Source organism: Jeongeupia naejangsanensis, assembly GCF_016865585.1.
GTDB classification, from domain to species: domain Bacteria; phylum Pseudomonadota; class Gammaproteobacteria; order Burkholderiales; family Chitinibacteraceae; genus Jeongeupia; species Jeongeupia naejangsanensis.
On sequence record NZ_JAESND010000008.1, the window covers coordinates 142043 to 161779 of the forward strand.

Below are 19737 nucleotides of genomic sequence, written 5' to 3' on the forward strand. Positions count from 1 at the left end.
CATGTTGCCGAAACGAAAACTCGATGAACTGCTGCCGGTGCGCTTTCGCAACGGCGAGCAGGTCAAGCAATTCTCGAAGCCCTGCGTGCGCTGCGGCAATATGCTGCAGGCGCGCGACATGGAAGGCGCCGCCCGGCTGGTCGAAGACCATCTGGCGATCGCTGCGACCGCGCGTTGCCCGAAATGCGGCGATACGTTCGGTATTGCCTGTGTCGTCGACAATACCAAACGCGTGCGCCGCGTCATCATTCCGTCATGGGCGTTCGGCCTGTACCTGCGCAACCTGCCGACGCAGGCCGGCGAGCTGAATCCGGCGTCGGCGCCCGAGCCGAGACCGCAGGCCGGTGCGGACGAAGCACCGGTGCCGCAGCCCGCTGCGCGGATCGAGCATCGCAACGTGCAGCGTGCCGAGGAGCTGGTCGGCCGTTACGGCGACAAGCCGATTCCGGCCTGGGTGGTCGTCGACGGGGCGCAGCTCAATTTCGAACGCGTCGAACTCGGCGACCGGGTTGCGCCGGGCGAATTCCTGCTCGATGGATGCCTCGTGTACCGCGCGGCCTGAAGCCGCAGTCGCAGATGAAACCGGCCCGCGTGGCCGGTTTTTTCATGCAGGTCGCTCACGGCGGCCGGCTGGCCGAATGCGACCGCCGGCAGGGACGGGCGGACGAACGACGGCCTCGTCCTCTTGCCAGAAATGCAACTCATTAGAATATGTTGTTTTGATGATATTTAAGAACGTCTGACGCTTGTCTTGCGCCTTCTTTGCCGCAAGAATCGCCTGCCTCCGTTTGCGGACGGGGATGACAACACCGAAAAGGGACAGGCGGGATGGGGACGAAGCGGACGATTGCAGCAACACTGTTGCTGGCACTGACGTCGCCGGCATGGGCTGCAGCGTGGAACAGCACCCAGATTTACGTGGCCGGGAACACTGCCGACTACGCAGGCAAGACTTGGCGCGCCAAGTGGTGGACCCAGGGCAACACGCCGGGCGCCGAGCAGTGGGGGCCGTGGGAGGTCGCCGGCACGGTGTCCACGCCAGCGCCGACCCCCGCACCGACGCCTGTGCCAACCCCGGCACCTACACCGGTTCCGACGCCCGCTCCGGCACCGACACCTGCCGCAACTCCGGCCCCGGCGGGGCAGTATCCGGCCTGGGACGCATCCAGAACCTACGATACCGCGGGACAGCGGGTCAGCTTCAACGGCAAGGTGTACGAGAACCAGTGGTGGACACGCGGCGACAGCCCGGCGACCAGTTCCGGCGTCGCCGGTTCGGGCAAGGTCTGGCTGTTGATCGGCTCGGCAACGCCGACACCTGTTCCTCCGCCGGTTCCGACACCTGCGCCGACGCCCGTTCCAACTCCCGCACCGACACCCGTTCCAACACCAGCACCCACACCAGCACCCACGCCGGCAGGCAACCTCATGCCGGCGCGCAAGCTGTTGCTCGAACAACCTGGCGATATCGGCAAGCTGCGCTCGGCACAGTTGCGCTCGTTCAACCACACGCCGTTCCAGTCGACCGGCTACTGGGTCCAGCCCGGTGACGTGCTCGTCGTCAGCTATTACGCCACCGGCACCGCACCGAGCCGGGTGCCGGAAATCTGGATCCATTCAATCGACGACGATACCTGGAATTACGACAGCGACCAGAAGGTGAAGCTGGCGACCGGTTCGACGACGATCACCGCCACAAAGACCGGTGCGGTCTACGTCTCGGTATTCAATGACCCGACCGGTGGCGAGATGAATGTCGAGATCGTCTCCGGCGGCCGGGTGATGCCGCGCTTCGTGCTCGGCCAGCATAGCGCTGCCGACTGGACGCAGATGCTCGCGAGTTACGGCAACGCGCCGTATGCCGAACTCGTCGGCAAGCGGACCATGCTGACGGCGACGCTGGCCAAGGCGAAAAAACACGTCGATGATCCGGTGGCGCTGCTGCAGCTGTGGGACCGCATCGTCGACCTCGAGGACGAACAGTACGGCATCAAGCCGGGCAACGCCTGGCCGCACAACCCGACGCCGCACCGCTTCCACTTCGTCGAGCTGCCGCCGTACGACGGCTGGATGTATTCGTGGCAGTACCGGATGGCCAGTGCATCCGACGACGGCGCGATCGGTGCGGTGCTCAACGCGGGCAAACTCGGAACCGACGGCTGGGGTCCGTGGCATGAGCTCGGCCACCAGTACCAGATGTCGACGATGACTTGGGCCGACCAGACCGAGGTCACGGTCAACCTGTCGTCGGCCTACGTGCAGCGCGCGCTCGGCCAGCCGTCGCGCTACGAAACGCAGGGCACGTGGACCAAGACCTTTGCCTATCTGGCGCAGCCGAGCCGCGACTTCGCCGCGCAGTCCGACCTGTTCGTGAGGGCGACGATGTTCTGGCAGCTCGATCTGGCCTTCGGTCGCGACTTTTACGCAAAGCTCGGCACCAACTACCGCAACATGCCGGCGGCGCAGCGGCCGACGACCGATGCGGCCAAGAAGCAGACCTTCGTGATCGAGACCAGCCGCGTCGCCAGTTACGACCTGAGCAGTTTCTTCGAGCGCTGGGGGGTTCCGGTCGATGCCGCGACGAAATCGACGCTGTCGACGATGGGCCTGCAGCCGCTGTCCGCGCCGATCTGGGACAACCGGGACAGCAACATCAGGTACAAATTCTACTGAAGCCGTTTTTTCTGGAGCACTCGTTGGCCGGGCCTTGTGCCCGGTTTTTTTTCGTCTTGAGCGATCGCAGACCGACCGTTGCAAGGCCCGCGGGCAGGGGCAGACGATTCAAGCCTGCCGCTTGGCGAAAATACCGCTTGGATTGCTTGGCACGAGGTTTATAATCCTCAGCCCTGTTTACCCGTTTCGGTCAGGCCGAGGTTCGCCATGCAACGTTCGATGCTCAAATCCAAGATCCACCGCGTTACGACGACGCATTCGGAACTCAATTACGAGGGTTCGTGTGCGATCGACGAGGATCTGCTGGAAGCGGCAAACATCCTCGAATTCGAAGAAATCGAAATCTGGAACGTCACCAATGGCGCCCGCCTTGCAACCTATGCAATCAAGGCCGCGCGTGGCTCGGGCATCATCTCGGTCAACGGTTCGGCGGCGCGCCAGGCCCAGGTCGGCGACCTGCTGATCATTGCGACCTTTGCCCGTTACGAAGAAGCCGAGCTGAAGCAGCACTCGCCGTCGCTGGTTTTCGTCAACGAAGCCAACCGCATCGTCAGCGTCAAGAGCGCCACGCCGACGCAACTGGCCTGATCGCCAGCACCGTCGCCGTTCGGGCCACCTTCGGGTGGTCTTTGCATTTGGGCGGCGACGAACGGCGCGGTCATCTGCTTGCAATGTCGCTGAATATTATCGATATCTGATATGAGCACGCTGTGCGATGCATGCACCAAGGCCAGGCCCCGCAGCCTGGCCTTTTTGTTGCCGTCGTGCGTCCGTACAATCCGTCCCATTCTCATCCCGCCCCGGGTTCCGATGCGCGTTCGCCTGCTGACGCTGCTGCTGTTCTGCCTTGCGCTGGCCGGTCGCGGCCTGCCGGTGGCGTATGCTGCGCCGGCAAAACCCGCTGTCTGCTCGGCGGCCGGAACGGTGCCGCCCGGCAACACGCCCGATTGCCATGACGCGCCGTGCTGCATGCCGGCGGCGCTGCCGTCAGTACTGCCGGTCCTGCCGCACGATCCGCTCCGCGCGGTCGAAGTCGCCGCGATCCCGTTGTCCGGCTGCGGCGCCGACGCACCGGCGTGCCGGGCGCGTGATCCGCCGGCCGTGCCGTCTTCCCGTACGGCCACCCACTGATTCCACAGGATCCACCGATGATTTCCCTTCGCACTTTCTGCAGCGGCCTCGTCCTCGCTGCGCTGTCGCTGACCGCCAACGCCCACGCCCACGAATACAAGGCCGGCGACCTGTTCATCCACCACCCGTGGACGCGCGCCACGCCGCCGGGCTCAAGCAATGCCGGCGTCTTCCTGCTGGTCAAGAACAACGGCGATACGGCTGACCAGCTGATCGGCGTCGAGACCGCTGCGGCCGCGACTGCCGAGCTGCACCAGATGAAGCTCGACAACGGCGTGATGAAAATGAATGCCGTGACTGCCGTCGACATCCCGGCCAAGGCCGATACCGAGCTCAAACCCGGCGGTTACCACGTGATGCTGTTCAAGCTGGCGGCACCGTTGAAAGAGGGCGACAAGTTTCCGCTGACGCTCAAGTTCAAGCGTGCCGGCAACGTCAAGGTCGACATCAAGGTCGAGGCGATGGGGGCCAAGGCAGAGACGATGCATCAACATTGACGCTGGCGCTCCAGGTTGGGCAGACGGCCCGTGTATCGGGCCGTTTTGCCGTCGGCTGCCGCGAGAAGCAGGGCGGTGACAGGCGTATCATCCGGGGTATTGCCACTGATTATCGGAACGCCGAATGAACCCGACCGCCGTCAAGGACTACCTGCTCTCGCTGCAGCAGAACATCGTTGCCACGCTGGAGGCGTACGACGGCGGAACCTTCATTGCCGACCGCTGGGAGCGTCCGGCCGGTGGCGGCGGGGTCAGCCGGGTGATCGAGGAGTCGGCGCTGTTCGAGCGCGGCGGCGTGCTGTTTTCGCACGTGCTCGGCGACGCGATGCCGGCATCGGCGACCGCGCACCGGCCCGAACTTGCCGGCCGCGCGTGGGAGGCGATGGGCGTGTCGCTGGTGCTGCACCCGAAGAACCCGTACATCCCCACCGTCCACCTGAATGTGCGCTTTTTCCGGGCCTACGCCGATGGCGTCGACGACGTGTTCTGGTTCGGCGGCGGCATGGACCTGACGCCGTACTACGGCTTCGAAGAGGACGCGGTCCACTTCCACGCGACCTGCCGCGACGCGCTGGCGCCGTCCGGTGAGGCCTACTACCCGAAGTTCAAGGCCTGGTGCGACCGCTACTTCTTCCTCAAGCACCGCAACGAGGCGCGCGGCATCGGCGGCATCTTCTTCGACGACCTGACCGAGCTCGGCTTCGACGGCGGCTTCGCGATGATCCGCGCCGTCGGCGACGCCTTCCTGCCGGCGTACACGACCATCGTCGAGCGCCGGCGCGAACTGCCATGGGCCGAGCGCGAGCGCGACTGGCAGGCGTACCGGCGTGGCCGTTACGTCGAGTTCAACCTTGTCTGGGACCGCGGCACGCTGTTCGGCCTGCAGTCGGGCGGGCGCACCGAATCCATCCTCTGCTCGATGCCGCCATCGGCCAAATGGCGCTACGACTGGCAGCCGCCGCAGGGCTCGGAGGAGGAACGCCTGCTGACCGATTTCCTGCCGATCCGCGACTGGCTGGCCTGAGATGTCGCTGCTCAGCACCCGCCACCTGACCGCGTACTACGTGTCGTCGCTGGTCGGCTCCGGCATTCTGGTGATCCCGGCCATGGCAGCCGAGATTGCCGGGCCGGCGGCACTGATTGCCTGGCTGGCGCTGGTCGCGCTGTCCTACCCGGTGGCGCTGGTGTTCGCGCGCATTTCGGTCGCGTATCCGGACAGCAGCGGCATCGTCCGCTTCCTCGGCGTGTGCTTTCCGCCGGTGATGGCGCGGATCGCCGCCCTGCTGCTGCTCGGGACGATGATCCTCGGCAATCCGGTCGTCGGCCTCGCTGCGGCGCGCTACTTCTGCCACGCGCTCGGCATCACCAGTCCGTGGGGGCTGACGCTGACGGCGATCGCGGTGATGTGGGGCAATGTGGCGTTCAACCTCGGCGGCCTGCGTTTCGGCAGCCGGGCGCAGACGGCGATGCTCTCCTTGCTGGTCATCGTGCTGATCGGCGTGCTGGTACTGGCGCTGCCGGCAACCGATCCGGCCAATCTGGCGCCGTTTGCGCCGAACGGCCTGTGGGCGGTCGGGATTGCCGCGTCGGTGTGCTTCTTTTCCTTTCTGGGCTGGGAAAACGTCTCGACCGTGGCGACCCAGGTCCGGACACCGGAAACGACGTTCCCGCGTGCGATCCGGCTGGCGCTGGTTGCTGTCGGCGGGCTCTACCTCGGCATCGCCGTCGTCTACGCGCTGGTCGTGCCGGCCTCCGACATTGCCGGCCAGTATGCGGTGATCAGCGACCTGCTGGCGCGCAGTGTCGGCCCGCGGGCCGGGCTGGCCGCCGACCTGATCGGTGGTGTGCTGCTGTTCGTGACCAGCAATGTCTGGGTGCTCGCGGCCGGGCGGCTGATGTCGGCGACCGCGCGCGACGGCGGCCTGCCGGCCTGGCTGGCGCGTACCGAAGGGCGGGGCGAGACGCCGGTTCCGGCGTTGTGGCTGCTTGCCGGATTGTATGCGCTGGTACTGCTCGGATTGCGGCTTTCCGGGCAGAACGAGACGGCGATCATCCATCTGGCCGACCTCAATTTCCTGCTGGTTTACCTGTTCACATTCTGGGCGGCGTGGCGGCACTTCCCCGACGCGGCAACGCGACGCCGGGCGCTGGCGGCGCTGCTCGGTACGGCGGTATTCGTGCCGTTCTTCGTTTCCGGCGCGCGCTGGTCGGCGCTGGCGATCGCGCTGGTCGCCGGCTGGGCGTGGTGGCGGCAGTCGGTCGCGATCCGGGTCGGGAGCAAGGCATGAGCCGCATCCTGATCACGCCGGGCGACATCACGACGATGGCGGTCGGCGCGATCGTCAACGCCACGAACGAACCGCTGCTCGGCGGCGGTGGCGTCGACGGCGCAACCCATCGCGCCGCGGGCCCCGGACTGTTGGCCGAATGCCGCAGTTTGAAAGGCTGCCCGACCGGGCAGGCGCGCATCACCGGTGGCTATCTGCTGCCGGCACGGCACGTGATCCACACCGTCGGTCCGGTCTGGCGGGGAGGCGGCCATGGCGAGGCCGAACTGCTGGCCAGCTGCTATCGCGAATGCCTGAAACTGGCGGCCGAGAACGGTGTGGCGAGCATTGCGTTTCCGGCGATCAGCTGCGGCGTCTACGGTTATCCGCTGGCCGCGGCCGTCGATATTGCCGTCACCACCGTGCTGGCGGCGCCGTTCGGTGTCGCCGAAGTCCGCTTTGCTCCTTTCGATGACAGCGCGCTGAACGCTTACCGGGCAAGGCTTGGCGCTGACCGCTGAGCACATGTAGTCCCAAGGTACTGACCTACATTAAGTTTTTTGCGTTTCAAACAATGCAGCGCCGAATTTTTCTGGCACACTCGATCATCCGACCAAGCCAAATAGTACCGGTTTGTGGTTGGTGCAGCCCTTGCCCTCGGCGGAATGTGCGGATGTCGGCCTAATCCGATTCGCGCGCCGCGCCTGTCCACAAGACACGGCTTTGCAGACTGCCCGAACACCTCGAAAAAGCTGGCCTGTGGCCGGCTTTTTTTTCGCGATTTTTTTGCATTCATTTATTGCATCAGGCCAGCGTGCGCTGGAAAGGAAACGAGCGTGATGGACCCGGCAAAGCCAGAGCAGCAGGGCTTGTACGACCCTGCCAATGAACACGACGCCTGTGGCGTCGGCTTTATTGCCCATGTGAAGGGACAGAAGAGCCATTCGATCGTCGAGCAGGGTCTGCTGATCCTGAAGAACCTCGACCATCGCGGTGCCGTCGGTGCCGATGCACTCGCCGGCGACGGTGCGGGCATCCTGATCCAGATTCCGGACGCGCTGTTCCGCGAGGAAATGGTCAAGCAGGGCGTGGCACTGCCGCCGGTCGGCGAATATGGCGTCGGCATGGTGTTCCTGCCGCAGGAAGCCGCGTCGCGCGCAGCCTGTCAGGAAGAAATCGAACGCGCCACGCGCGCCGAAGGCCAGGTCGTCCTCGGCTGGCGCGACGTGCCGGTCAACGCAACGATGCCGATGTCGCCGGCGGTCAAGGCCAAGGAGCCGGTGATCCGGCAGATCTTCATCGGCCGCGGTCCGGACGTGCTCGTCACCGACGCGCTCGAACGCAAGCTCTACGTGATCCGCAAGGACGCCAGCCACGCGATCCGCCGCCTGAAGCTGACCCACGGCCACGAGTTCTACGTGCCGTCGTTCTCGGCGCGCACGGTCAACTACAAGGGCCTGCTGCTGGCCGACCAGGTCGGCGTCTACTACCACGACCTCGCCGACGCGCGTTGCGTCTCGGCGCTGGCGCTGGTCCACCAGCGTTTCTCGACCAACACCTTCCCGACCTGGGATCTGGCGCATCCGTTCCGGATGATCGCACACAACGGCGAAATCAACACCGTGCGCGGCAACGTCAACTGGATCCGCGCGCGCGAAGGCGCGATCAGCTCGCCGGTGCTCGGCGACAGCCTGAACAAGGTCTGGCCGCTGATCTATCCGGGCCAGTCCGACTCGGCGTCGTTCGACAACGCACTCGAGCTGCTGGTGATGGGCGGTTACTCGCTCGCGCAGGCCGTGATGATGATGATTCCGGAAGCGTGGGAAAAGCACACGCTGATGGGAGAAAACCGCCGCGGTTTCTACGAATACCACGCCGCGATGATGGAGCCGTGGGACGGCCCGGCCGCCGTGGCGTTCACCGACGGCCGCCAGATCGGCGCAACGCTGGACCGCAACGGCCTGCGTCCGGCGCGTTACCTCGTGACCAAGGACGACCTCGTCGTCATGGCGTCCGAATCGGGCGTGCTGCCGATCGCCGACGAGCGCATCGCACAGAAGTGGCGTTTGCAGCCGGGCAAGATGTTCCTGATCGACATGGAACAGGGCCGCATCATCGACGACAAGGAAATCAAGGACGGCCTTGCCAACGCCAAGCCGTACCGCGAGTGGGTCGACAAGATCCGCATCAAGCTCGACGAAGTGCAGGACGCGACCGAAGTGCCGAAGTCGCCCTGTAGCAGCCTGCTCGATTGCCAGCAGGCCTTCGGCTACACGCAGGAAGACATCAAGGTCATCCTGAAGCCGATGGCCGAGAACGGCGAGGAAGCAACCGGCTCGATGGGCAACGACTCGGCGCTGACCGTGCTCTCGGGCAAGGCCAAGCCGCTATACAACTATTTCCGCCAGCTGTTCGCCCAGGTGACCAACCCGCCGATCGACCCGATCCGCGAGGATCTGGTGATGTCGCTGGTGTCGTTCATCGGCCCGAAGCCGAACCTGCTGAACCCGGCCGACATCAATCCGCCGATCCGCCTCGAAGTGTCGCAGCCGGTGCTGTCGGCCGGCGACATCGAGAAGATCCGCCACATCGAGCGATACACCGGCGGCAAGTTCCGCTCGCACGAGCTGAACATCTGTTACCCGGCGGCATGGGGCAAGGCCGGCATCGAGGCACGCCTTGCGTCGCTCGCGGCCGAAGCCGAGGACGCGGTCAAGGGCGGTGCCAACATCCTGATCGTGTCCGACCGCAAGCTCGATGGCGCCAATGTCGCGATTCCGGCGCTGCTGGCGACGTCGGCGGTGCACCAGCATCTGGTGAAGCAGGGGCTGCGCACCAGCACCGGTCTCGTTGTCGAAACCGGCTCGGCGCGCGAAACGCATCACTTCGCGCTGCTCGGCGGCTTCGGTGCCGAAGCGGTCCACCCGTATCTGGCGATGGCCACGCTGGCCGATTTCGCCAACGGTGATCTTGAGCTCGCGGCCAAGTACCAGAAGCACTTCATCAAGGCGGTCGGCAAGGGCCTGATGAAGGTGATGTCCAAGATGGGCATCTCGACCTACATGTCGTACACCGGCGCGCAGATCTTCGAAGCCGTCGGCCTGCAGAAGGCGCTGGTCGACAAGTACTTCACCGGTACCAGCTCGAACGTCGAGGGCATCGGCCTGTTCGAGGTCGCCGAGGAAGCGCTGAAGCTGCACACCGCAGCGTTCTCGCAGGACCCGGTACTCGCCGACGCACTCGACGCCGGTGGCGATTACGCGTTCCGCATCCGTGGCGAAGACCACCTGTGGACGCCGGACTCGATCGCCAAGCTGCAGCACGCGACGCGCTCGGGCCAGTATTCGACCTACAAGGAATACGCAGCGCTGATCAACGACCAGACCAAGCGTCACCTGACGCTGCGCGGCCTGTTCGAGATCAAGCCGGTCGGTGCGCCGGTGCCGCTCGACGAAGTCGAGTCGGCCAAGGACATCGTCAAGCGTTTCGCCACCGGCGCGATGAGCCTCGGTTCGATCTCGACCGAAGCGCACAGCACGCTGGCGCTGGCGATGAACCGCATCGGCGGCAAGTCCAACACCGGCGAAGGCGGCGAAGACGCCAAGCGCTTCATCCCGCTCAAGGCCGGCCAGACGCTGTCCGAAGTGATCGGCAAGAGCCGGATCGAACGCGACTACACGTTCAAGGAAGGCGACAGCCTGCGTTCGGCGATCAAGCAGGTCGCGTCGGGCCGTTTCGGTGTCACCGCCGAATACCTCGTCAACGCCGACCAGATCCAGATCAAGATGGCGCAGGGTGCCAAGCCGGGCGAAGGCGGCCAGTTGCCGGGCCACAAGGTCTCCGAATACATCGGCTTCCTGCGCCACTCGGTGCCGGGCGTCGGGCTGATCTCGCCGCCGCCGCACCACGACATCTACTCGATCGAGGACCTGGCCCAGCTGATCCACGACCTGAAGAACGTCAACGCGCAGGCATCGATCTCGGTCAAGCTCGTCTCGGAAGTCGGCGTCGGTACCGTTGCCGCCGGCGTGACCAAGGCCAAGGCCGACCATCTGGTGATCGCCGGCCATGACGGCGGCACCGGCGCCAGCCCGCAGTCGTCGATCAAGCATGCCGGCTCGTCATGGGAACTCGGCCTTGCCGAAACCCAGCAGACGCTGGTGCTGAACCGTCTGCGCGGTCGCGTCCGCGTCCAGGTCGACGGCCAGATGAAGACCGGCCGCGACGTCGTCATCGGCGCGCTGCTCGGTGCCGACGAGTTCGGTTTCGCGACCGCGCCGCTGGTCGTCGAAGGCTGCATCATGATGCGCAAGTGCCACCTGAACACCTGCCCGGTCGGCGTTGCGACGCAGGACCCGGTGCTGCGCCAGCGCTTTACCGGCCAGCCGGAACACGTGGTCAACTACTTCTTCTTCGTTGCCGAGGAAGTCCGCGAACTGATGGCCAGCCTCGGCGTGCGCAAGTTCGACGAGCTGATCGGCCGCGCCGACCTGCTGGACAAGCGCGCCGGCATCGAACACTGGAAGGCGCAGGGTCTGGACTTCAGCAAGGTGTTCCACCTGCCGGCGGTCGACGCTGCCGAGCCGCGCCTGCACGTCGACGTGCAGGACCACGGCCTCGAGAAGTCGCTCGACAACGTGCTGGTCGCCAAGGCCCAAAACGCACTCGAAACCGGTGCCAAGGTGGCGATCGAAACGGCCATCATCAACGTCAACCGTACCGTCGGCGCGATGCTGTCGGGCGAGGTCGCACGCCGCTACGGCAATGCCGGGCTGCCGGACGACACCATCCATGTGCGTCTGAACGGCACGGCCGGCCAGAGCTTCGCGGCCTTCCTCGCCAAGGGCATCACCTTCGAGCTCGTCGGCGAAGGCAACGACTACGTCGGCAAGGGTTTGTCGGGCGGCCGCATCATCGTGCGCCCGTCGGCCGGTTTCGTTTGCGACACCGCGGCCAACATCATCGTCGGCAACACCGTGCTGTACGGCGCGACCGATGGCGAGGCCTTCCTTGCCGGTGTCGGCGGTGAGCGCTTCGCCGTGCGCAACTCGGGTGCGACCGCCGTTGTCGAAGGTGTCGGCGACCACGGTTGCGAATACATGACCGGCGGCACCGTCGTCGTGCTCGGCAACACCGGCCGCAACTTTGCCGCCGGCATGTCGGGCGGCATCGCCTACGTCTTCGACGAGGACGGCGCGTTTGCCGATCGCTGCAATATGGCGCAGGTCGCGCTCGAAGCCGTCCTGCCGGCCGGCGAGCAATCGGCGGACGAGCCGCATCATCGCGATCTGGCTGACGAAACCCAGCTCAAGTCGCTGGTCGAACGCCACGCCGCGCTGACCGGCAGCAACCGTGCCAAGGCCATTCTGGCCGACTGGGACGCGAGCCGCGCCCGTTTCATCAAGGTCTATCCGAACGAATACCGCCGCGCGCTCAAGGAACTGGCCGCCGCGAAGGCTGAGCAGCAGAAGGAGATTGCATAAATGGGCAAGCCCACAGGGTTTCTCGAATTCGAGCGCGTCTCGGAAAGCTATGCGCCGGTCGCCGAGCGCGTCACCCACTACCGCGAGTTCGTCGCCCGTTTGGTCGACGACGCGGCGAAGACGCAGGGTGCGCGCTGCATGGACTGCGGCATTCCGTTCTGCAACAACGGCTGCCCGGTCAACAACATCATTCCGGACTGGAATGACCTCGTGTTCCGCGGCAACTGGCAGGATGCGCTGGCGGTGCTGCACTCGACCAACAACTTCCCCGAGTTCACCGGCCGCATCTGCCCGGCACCGTGCGAAGCGGCCTGTACGCTCGGCATCAACGCCGACCCGGTCGGCATCAAGTCGATCGAGCGCTACATCGTCGACAAGGGCTGGGAAAACGACTGGATCAAGCCGCAGATCGCCGCGGTGAAGACCGGCAAGACCGTCGCAGTGGTCGGCTCGGGCCCGGCCGGTCTGGCCGCTGCGCAGCAACTGGCGCGCGCCGGTCACGCCGTGACGGTGTTCGAGAAGAACGATCGCGTCGGTGGCCTGCTGCGTTACGGCATTCCGGACTTCAAGCTCGACAAGAGCGTGATCGACCGCCGGATGGGCCAGCTCGAAGCCGAAGGCGTGACGTTCCGCACGTCGACCATCGTCTCGACCGACGGCAAGCTGCCGGCCGGCATCGTCAACGATGCGAAGACCGTCGTCACGCCGGACCAGCTCAAGGCCGAATTCGACGCGGTGATCCTCGCCGGCGGCGCTGAAGTGCCGCGCGATCTGCCGGTGCCGGGGCGTGAACTGGCCGGCGTGCATTACGCGCTCGAATTCCTGATTCCGCAGAACAAGACCGTTGCCGGTGACGGCGCCAACCCGATTTCGGCGACCGGCAAGCACGTCGTCGTCATCGGCGGTGGCGATACCGGTTCGGACTGCGTCGGCACCTCGAACCGTCACGGCGCGGTTGCGGTAACACAGCTCGAAGTGATGCCGATGCCGCCGGAGCAGGAAAACAAGGCACTGGTGTGGCCGTACTGGCCGTTGAAGCTGCGTACCTCGTCGAGCCACGAAGAAGGCGTGGAACGCGATTTCGCCGTGATGACCAAGGAATTCGTCGGCGAAAACGGCAAGCTCACCGCGATCAAGGCGGTGCGTGTGCAAATGCAGGACGGCAAGCTGGTCGAAATTGCCGGCAGCGAGTTCGAAATCAAGGCCGATCTCGTCTTCCTGGCCATGGGCTTCACCAATCCGGTCGCGAACATCCTCGAAGGCTTCGGCGTCGAGCGTGACAGCCGCGGCAATGCGAAGGCGACGACCGACGACGAAGGCTGCTATGCGACCAATGTCGCCAAGGTCTTTGCCGCCGGCGACGTCCGCCGTGGCCAGTCACTGGTGGTGTGGGCAATCCGTGAAGGCCGTCAGGCAGCACGCGAAGTCGATGCCTTCCTGATGGGATCATCCCTGCTGCCGCGCTGAGGTTCCCGGCCGGCATCCAGTAAAAAACCCGCTTCGGCGGGTTTTTTATTTCGGCAGCTATATGCAGCCTGCAAATTAAATTACGTAATTAGTAATTAATTTGCATTGCAAGGGAGAATTACCGAAAGAAATGCACAGAACTGCGCAGCAAATCGCGCCGTCTATTCGCTCAGGTTGTGGTTAACCCTAATCCCTGATTAAAATTGACGCCTTTTCGCTTGTGTTGTGCGGCTTACTCAAGGGTAGTGTCATGGATAGACAAAGCTGGTTGGGGGGTACCCTCTACCATCCTCGATTCGAGCAGGATAGTTGCGGTTTTGGTCTGATCGCCCAGATGGACGATAAACCCAGCCACTGGCTGGTACAGACCGCGATTTCCTCGCTGGCCTGTCTGACCCACCGTGGCGCCGTCGCGGCCGACGGCAAGTCCGGTGACGGCTGCGGCCTGCTGTTCCGCAAGCCGGACGGTTTCCTGCGCACAGTCGCCGCTGAAATCGGCCTGACCCTTGGCGAGCAGTATGCTGCCGGTATCGTGTTTCACGCCAATGATGCTGCGCTCGGCGATGCGTCGCTGTCGAATCTGCGCAACGCGCTCGAGTCGCAAGGCCTGATCGTCGCCGGTTTCCGCGACGTGCCGGTCAATCTCGAAGCATGCGGCGAATACGCACTGCGTACTTTGCCGGCGATCAAACAAGTCTTCGTCAATGCGCCTGCCGACATGGCCGGCAAGCTGTTCGAACGCAAGCTCTACCAGGCACGCCGTCTGGCCGAGAAGGCCAACGCGGCCGATGCCTCGTTCTACATCCCGACGCTGAACCCGCACGTGCTGTCGTACAAGGGTCTGGTGACGCCGGACAACCTGCCGGTGTTCTACCTCGACCTGAAGGACGAGCGCTTCGAATCGTCGCTGGCCGTTTATCACCAGCGCTTCTCGACCAACACCTGGCCGCAGTGGAAGCTGGCGCAGCCGTTCCGCTTCCTCGCGCACAACGGCGAAATCAACACCGTCGCCGGCAACCGGCTGTGGGCCAAGGCGCGCGAAGCGATCATGGACTCCGAACACCTGGACATGGACTCGGTGCGCCCGATCGTCCAGACCAACGGTTCGGACTCGATGAGCCTCGACAACATGCTCGAAGGCCTGATGATGGGTGGCGTGGACATCTTCCGCGCCTTCCGGATGCTGGTGCCGCCGGCATGGCAGAACGTCGACTCGAACGACCGCGACCTGCGTGCGTTCTACGAATACAACTCGATGCACATGGAGCCGTGGGACGGCCCGGCCGGCCTGGTCTGGACCGACGGCCGCTACGCCGGTTGCGCGCTCGACCGCAACGGCCTGCGCCCGGCCCGCTATGTGATCACCAAGGACCGCCACCTGACCATCGCGTCGGAAATCGGCGTCTGGAACTACAAGCCGGAAGACGTGGTGAAGAAGGGCCGGGTCAAGCCGGGCCAGATCGTCGCCGTCGACCTCGAGACCGGTGATTTCCTCGATACCGAAACCATCGACAATCGCCTGAAGTCGGCCAAGCCCTACCGCGAGTGGATCAAGAACCACGCGCAGCAGCTCGAAATCGCCGACGACAAGGGTGTGCTGCCGGCAATGGACGCCGCAACGCGCCTGTCGTACCAGAAGCAGTTCCAGCTGACGTTCGAAGAGCGTGATGCCATCGTGCGCGTGCTCGCCAGCGACGGCGCCGAAGCGATCGGCTCGATGGGCGACGATACGCCGATGGCCGTGCTGTCGGAAAAGGTCCGCTCGCCGTTCGACTACCTGCGCCAGCAGTTCGCGCAGGTGACGAACCCGCCGATCGACCCGATCCGCGAAGCGATCGTGATGTCGCTGAACACCGTGTTCGGCCCCGAGCGCAACCTGTTTGTCGAAGCCGAAGACAACGCGCGTCGCCTCGAAGTGCGCTCGCCGGTGCTGTCCTCCGACAAGTTCGACACGCTGACCAGCCAGACCGATCCGTTCTACAAGTCGGTCACGTTCGACACCAGCTTCGTTGCCGGTGAAACGACGCTGAAGGCCGCGATCGAAGCGCTGCAGGCTGCGGTGCTGAAGTCGGTGCGTGAAGACGGTACCGTCATCGTCGTGCTGAGCGACAAGCACATCGCCAAGGGCCGGCTGCCGATTCCGGCACTGTTCGCCACCGGCGCGGTCAACCATGCGCTGGTCGAAGCCGGCCTGCGCTGCAAGACCAACATCATCGTCGAGACCGCCACCGCGCGCGATCCGCACCACTTCGCCTGCCTGATCGGCTACGGCGCGACCGCGGTGTTCCCGTACCTCGCGTACCAGACCATCATCGAACTGGTCGAACTCGGCCAGGTCGACGGCCCGCTCGCCAAGGCGACGAACAACTTCCGCAAGGGCATTAACAAGGGCCTGATGAAGATCCTCTCCAAGATGGGGATCTCGACGATCGCGTCGTACCGCGGCTCGCAGCTGTTCGAAGGCGTCGGCATCGGCGAGGAAGTCGTCAGCCTGTGCCTCAAGGGCACGGTGTCGCGGATTGGCGGTGCCGACTTCGGCGACTTCGAAGCCGATCAGGCCAAGCTCAACAAGCTCGCGTTCAACCCGATGCGCCCGCTGCAGCAGGGCGGCCTGCTCAAGTACGTGTTCGGCGAGGAATACCACGCCTACAACCCGGACGTGGTGATGCAGCTGCAGAAGGCGGTGCAGGGCGGCGAGTACAAGGAATACACCAAGTACGCCGAGCTGGTGAACAACCGCCCGGTGGCGATGCTGCGCGACCTGATGTCGCTGAAACTCGACAACGCCCAGGCCATCGCGATCGACGAAGTCGAATCGGTCGAGGCCATCCTCAAGCGTTTCGACTCGGCCGGCATGTCGCTCGGCGCGCTGTCGCCGGAGGCGCACGAAGCGCTGGCCGAAGGCATGAACCGCCTCGGCGGCCGCTCGAACTCGGGCGAAGGCGGCGAGGATGCATCGCGCTACGGCACGATGAAGATGTCCAAGATCAAGCAGGTCGCGTCGGGCCGTTTCGGCGTCACGCCGCACTATCTGGTCAACGCCGAAGTGCTGCAGATCAAGGTCGCCCAGGGGGCCAAGCCGGGTGAAGGCGGCCAGTTGCCGGGCGACAAGGTCAGCCCGCTGATCGCCAAGTTGCGCTGTTCGAAGCCGGGCATCAGCCTGATTTCGCCACCGCCGCACCACGACATCTACTCGATCGAAGACCTGTCGCAGCTGATTTTCGACCTGAAGCAGGTCAATCCGGATGCACTGGTGTCGGTGAAGCTGGTTGCCGAACCGGGCGTCGGCACGATTGCCGCCGGTGTGGCCAAGGCCTACGCCGACCTGATCACGATCTCGGGTTACGACGGTGGTACCGGTGCGTCGCCGCTGGCGTCGGTCAAGTACGCCGGTTCACCGTTCGAACTCGGTCTGACCGAAGCGCAGCAGGTGCTGCGTGCCAACGGTCTGCGCGGCCGCGTCCGTGTCCAGGCCGACGGCGGACTGAAGACCGGCCTCGACGTGATCAAGGCCGCGATGATGGGCGCCGAAAGCTTCGGCTTCGGCACCGGTCCGATGGTCGCGCTCGGCTGCAAATACCTGCGGATCTGTCACCTGAACAACTGTGCGACCGGTGTCGCGACGCAGGAAATCAAACTGCGTTCGAAGTACTTCACCGGCCTGCCGGACATGGTCGTCAACTACTTCACCTTCATCGCGATGGAAACGCGCGAGTGGATGGCCAAGCTCGGCATCCGGACGATGGAAGAGCTGATCGGCCGCACCGACCTGCTCGACGTCGCCGCAGGCAGCACCGCCCGCCAGCAGAAGCTCGATCTGGGCGTGCTGCTGAGCCAGGGCAGCATCCCGGCGACCGAGCCGCGCTTCTGCGTCGAGGACAGCAACCCGTCGTTCGACAAGGGCGAGCTGGCCGAGGAAATGGTCAAGGACGCCCTCGCCGGCATCAAGGCGAAGGCGCCGCAGCGCTTCGAATACGCGGTACGCAACATCAACCGCTCGATCGGTGCGCGGCTGTCCGGTGAAATCGCCAAGGCGCACGGCGCCGACGGCCTGCCGGACGACTGCCTGCACATCAAGCTCAACGGCTCGGCCGGCCAGAGTCTGGGCGTCTGGAACGCCAAGGGCCTGACGATCGAAGTCGAAGGCGATGCCAACGACTACACCGGCAAGGGCATGTCGGGCGGCAAGCTGGTCGTCTACCCGCCGAAGGGCAGCGGGTTCAAGTCGGACGAAGGCGTGATCGTCGGCAACACCTGCCTCTATGGCGCGACCGGCGGCGAATTCTTCGCTGCAGGCCGTGGCGGCGAGCGGTTTGCCGTGCGCAACTCGGGTGCGACGGCGGTTGTCGAAGGCGTGGGCGACCACGGCTGCGAATACATGACCGGCGGCGCGGTGATCGTGCTCGGCGAGACCGGCTACAACTTCGGCGCCGGCATGACCGGCGGCTTCGCGCTCGTTTACGACCGCGGCGAGAAGTTCGCCTACCGCTACAACAACGAGCTGATCGACATCAACCTGATCAACGGCGAAGCCTACGGCGCGGTCCGTGCGTTCCTGCGCGAGAAGCTGAACCAGCACGTCGCGCTGACCGGATCGAGCAAGGCGGCCGAGCTGCTGGCGAACTTCGACGAAGCGACCGACTACTTCTGGCTGGTCAAGCCGAAGGTCGCCAAGCTCGACGATCTGCTGAAAGACTGATAGAGCCGGGGCGGGCGGTGCCCGCCCGGCGATGCATGTGATGCATTAGGAAATCCACAATGTCCGACGTATTCCAGTTCATGAACGTGGCGCGCAACCCCGGCGAGAAAGTCCCCGCCGACAAGCGCAAGATCGTGTTCAAGGAAATCTACCAGGCGCTGAACCAGGGCGATGCGGCCGAGCAGGCCGGCCGCTGCCTGTCCTGCGGCAACCCGTATTGCGAGTGGGAGTGCCCGGTCCACAACTACATCCCCGACTGGCTCAAGCTGGTCAACGAGGGCAAGCTGTTCGAAGCGGCCGAACTCTCGCACAAGACCAACTCGCTGCCGGAAATCTGCGGCCGTGTCTGCCCGCAGGACCGCCTGTGCGAAGGCGCGTGCACGCTGAACCAGGGCGGTTTCGGCGCGGTGTCGATCGGTTCGGTCGAGAAGTACATCACCGACGAGGCCTACAAGGCCGGCTGGCGCCCCGACATGTCGGGCCGGGTCTGGACCGACAAGAAGGTTGCCGTCATCGGAGCCGGTCCGGCCGGCCTCGGCTGTGCCGACATTCTGGTGCGCAACGGCGTCAAGCCGGTGGTGTTCGACCGCTACGAGGAAATCGGCGGCCTGCTGACCTTCGGCATTCCCGAGTTCAAGCTCGAGAAGAACGTCGTCGCCACCCGCCGCGAAATCATGGAAGGCATGGGCGTCGAGTTCCGTCTGAACACCGAAATCGGCCGTGACGTGAGCATCGAAGAACTGCTGCGCGACTACGACGCGGTGTTCATGGGTATGGGCGCGTACAAGTACATGAAGGGCGGTTTCGACGGCGAAGCGCTGCCGGGCGTGCTCGAAGCGCTGCCGTTCCTGATCAACAATGTGCGCAACAGCATGGGCACCCTGCCGGAAGGCGAGGCCTACCAGTCGATGGCCGGCAAGCGCGTCGTCGTGCTCGGCGGTGGCGATACCGCGATGGACTGCAACCGTACCAGCATCCGCCAGGGCGCCGAGTCGGTGATCTGTGCCTACCGTCGTGACGAAGCCAACATGCCGGGTTCGAAGCGCGAAGTCGCCAATGCGAAGGAAGAGGGCGTCGAGTTCCAGTGGAACAGCCAGCCGGTCGGCATCCAGCAGAACGCCGACGGCAGCCTGGGCCTCAAGCTCGTGACGACCGCACTCGGTGCACCGGACGAGAAGGGCCGTCGCAAGCCCGAAGTCGTCGCCGGTTCCGAGCGCGTGCTCGACTGCGATCACGTCATCGTGGCGTTCGGCTTCCAGGCCGAAGCGGCCAGCTGGTTCGACGCGCAGGGCATCAAGGTGGATGACTGGAGCCGCACCGTTGCACCGCTGAAGCAGCAGTTCAAGCACCAGACCAGCAACCCGAAGATCTTCGCCGGCGGCGACCAGGTCCGCGGCGCCGATCTGGTGGTGCGCGCGGTGTACGAAGGCCGTCAGGCCGCCGAGGGCATCCTCGAGTACCTGAACGTCTGGTAACAGGCGTCGGTCGGACAATCCCCGTCCCGTCAGGGCACGGGGATT

The 19737-nt window shown here is 64.8% G+C and carries 12 protein-coding genes; all 12 read left to right on the forward strand.

Annotated features, from left to right (window positions below):
- Window position 1: 1 nt before the first annotated feature.
- The 12 genes from JMJ54_RS15055 (at window position 2) to JMJ54_RS15110 (ending at window position 19692) form a co-directional block, all read left to right on the forward strand.
- On the forward strand, window positions 2-562 hold the full coding sequence (locus JMJ54_RS15055; RefSeq protein WP_203539375.1) for a hypothetical protein: 561 nt from the start codon (window positions 2-4) through the stop codon (window positions 560-562).
- 266 nt (window positions 563-828) lie between these two features.
- The gene (locus JMJ54_RS15060) at window positions 829-2673 is read left to right on the forward strand and encodes a M60 family metallopeptidase (RefSeq protein WP_203539376.1); all 1845 of its coding nucleotides are present in this window, start codon (window positions 829-831) and stop codon (window positions 2671-2673) included.
- 207 nt (window positions 2674-2880) lie between these two features.
- A complete protein-coding gene (gene panD / locus JMJ54_RS15065) occupies window positions 2881-3261 on the forward strand; it encodes an aspartate 1-decarboxylase (RefSeq protein ID WP_203539377.1) in 381 nt (126 codons plus the stop codon).
- Window positions 3262-3483: 222 nt separating this feature from the next.
- Complete coding sequence (locus tag JMJ54_RS15070; RefSeq protein ID WP_203539378.1) at window positions 3484-3804, forward strand: hypothetical protein; 321 nt, start codon at window positions 3484-3486, stop codon at window positions 3802-3804.
- Between the two features lie 17 nt (window positions 3805-3821).
- Window positions 3822-4301 carry a copper chaperone PCu(A)C gene (locus tag JMJ54_RS15075; RefSeq protein WP_203539379.1) on the forward strand — a complete coding sequence of 160 codons (480 nt, stop codon included), beginning with the start codon at window positions 3822-3824 and terminating at the stop codon, window positions 4299-4301.
- Between the two features lie 124 nt (window positions 4302-4425).
- Window positions 4426-5325, forward strand: coding sequence for an oxygen-dependent coproporphyrinogen oxidase (gene hemF / locus JMJ54_RS15080; RefSeq protein WP_203539380.1), 900 nt, complete (start codon window positions 4426-4428; stop codon window positions 5323-5325).
- Window position 5326: 1 nt separating this feature from the next.
- Window positions 5327-6589 (forward strand): APC family permease, encoded by a 1263-nt coding sequence (locus JMJ54_RS15085; protein WP_203539381.1) that lies wholly within the window; start codon window positions 5327-5329, stop codon window positions 6587-6589.
- Complete coding sequence (locus JMJ54_RS15090) at window positions 6586-7089, forward strand: O-acetyl-ADP-ribose deacetylase (protein WP_203539382.1); 504 nt, start codon at window positions 6586-6588, stop codon at window positions 7087-7089. The genes JMJ54_RS15085 and JMJ54_RS15090 overlap by 4 nt, the downstream gene beginning before the upstream one ends.
- A 318-nt stretch (window positions 7090-7407) precedes the next feature.
- On the forward strand, window positions 7408-12051 hold the full coding sequence (gene gltB / locus JMJ54_RS15095; RefSeq protein WP_203539409.1) for a glutamate synthase large subunit: 4644 nt from the start codon (window positions 7408-7410) through the stop codon (window positions 12049-12051).
- The gene (locus JMJ54_RS15100) at window positions 12052-13518 is read left to right on the forward strand and encodes a glutamate synthase subunit beta (protein WP_203539383.1); all 1467 of its coding nucleotides are present in this window, start codon (window positions 12052-12054) and stop codon (window positions 13516-13518) included. It abuts the gene before it with no gap.
- A 250-nt stretch (window positions 13519-13768) separates the two neighbouring features.
- Window positions 13769-18217 (forward strand): glutamate synthase large subunit, encoded by a 4449-nt coding sequence (gene gltB / locus JMJ54_RS15105; RefSeq protein ID WP_203539384.1) that lies wholly within the window; start codon window positions 13769-13771, stop codon window positions 18215-18217.
- Between the two features lie 59 nt (window positions 18218-18276).
- The gene (locus tag JMJ54_RS15110) at window positions 18277-19692 is read left to right on the forward strand and encodes a glutamate synthase small subunit GltD family protein (protein ID WP_203539385.1); all 1416 of its coding nucleotides are present in this window, start codon (window positions 18277-18279) and stop codon (window positions 19690-19692) included.
- Window positions 19693-19737 lie beyond the last annotated feature (45 nt).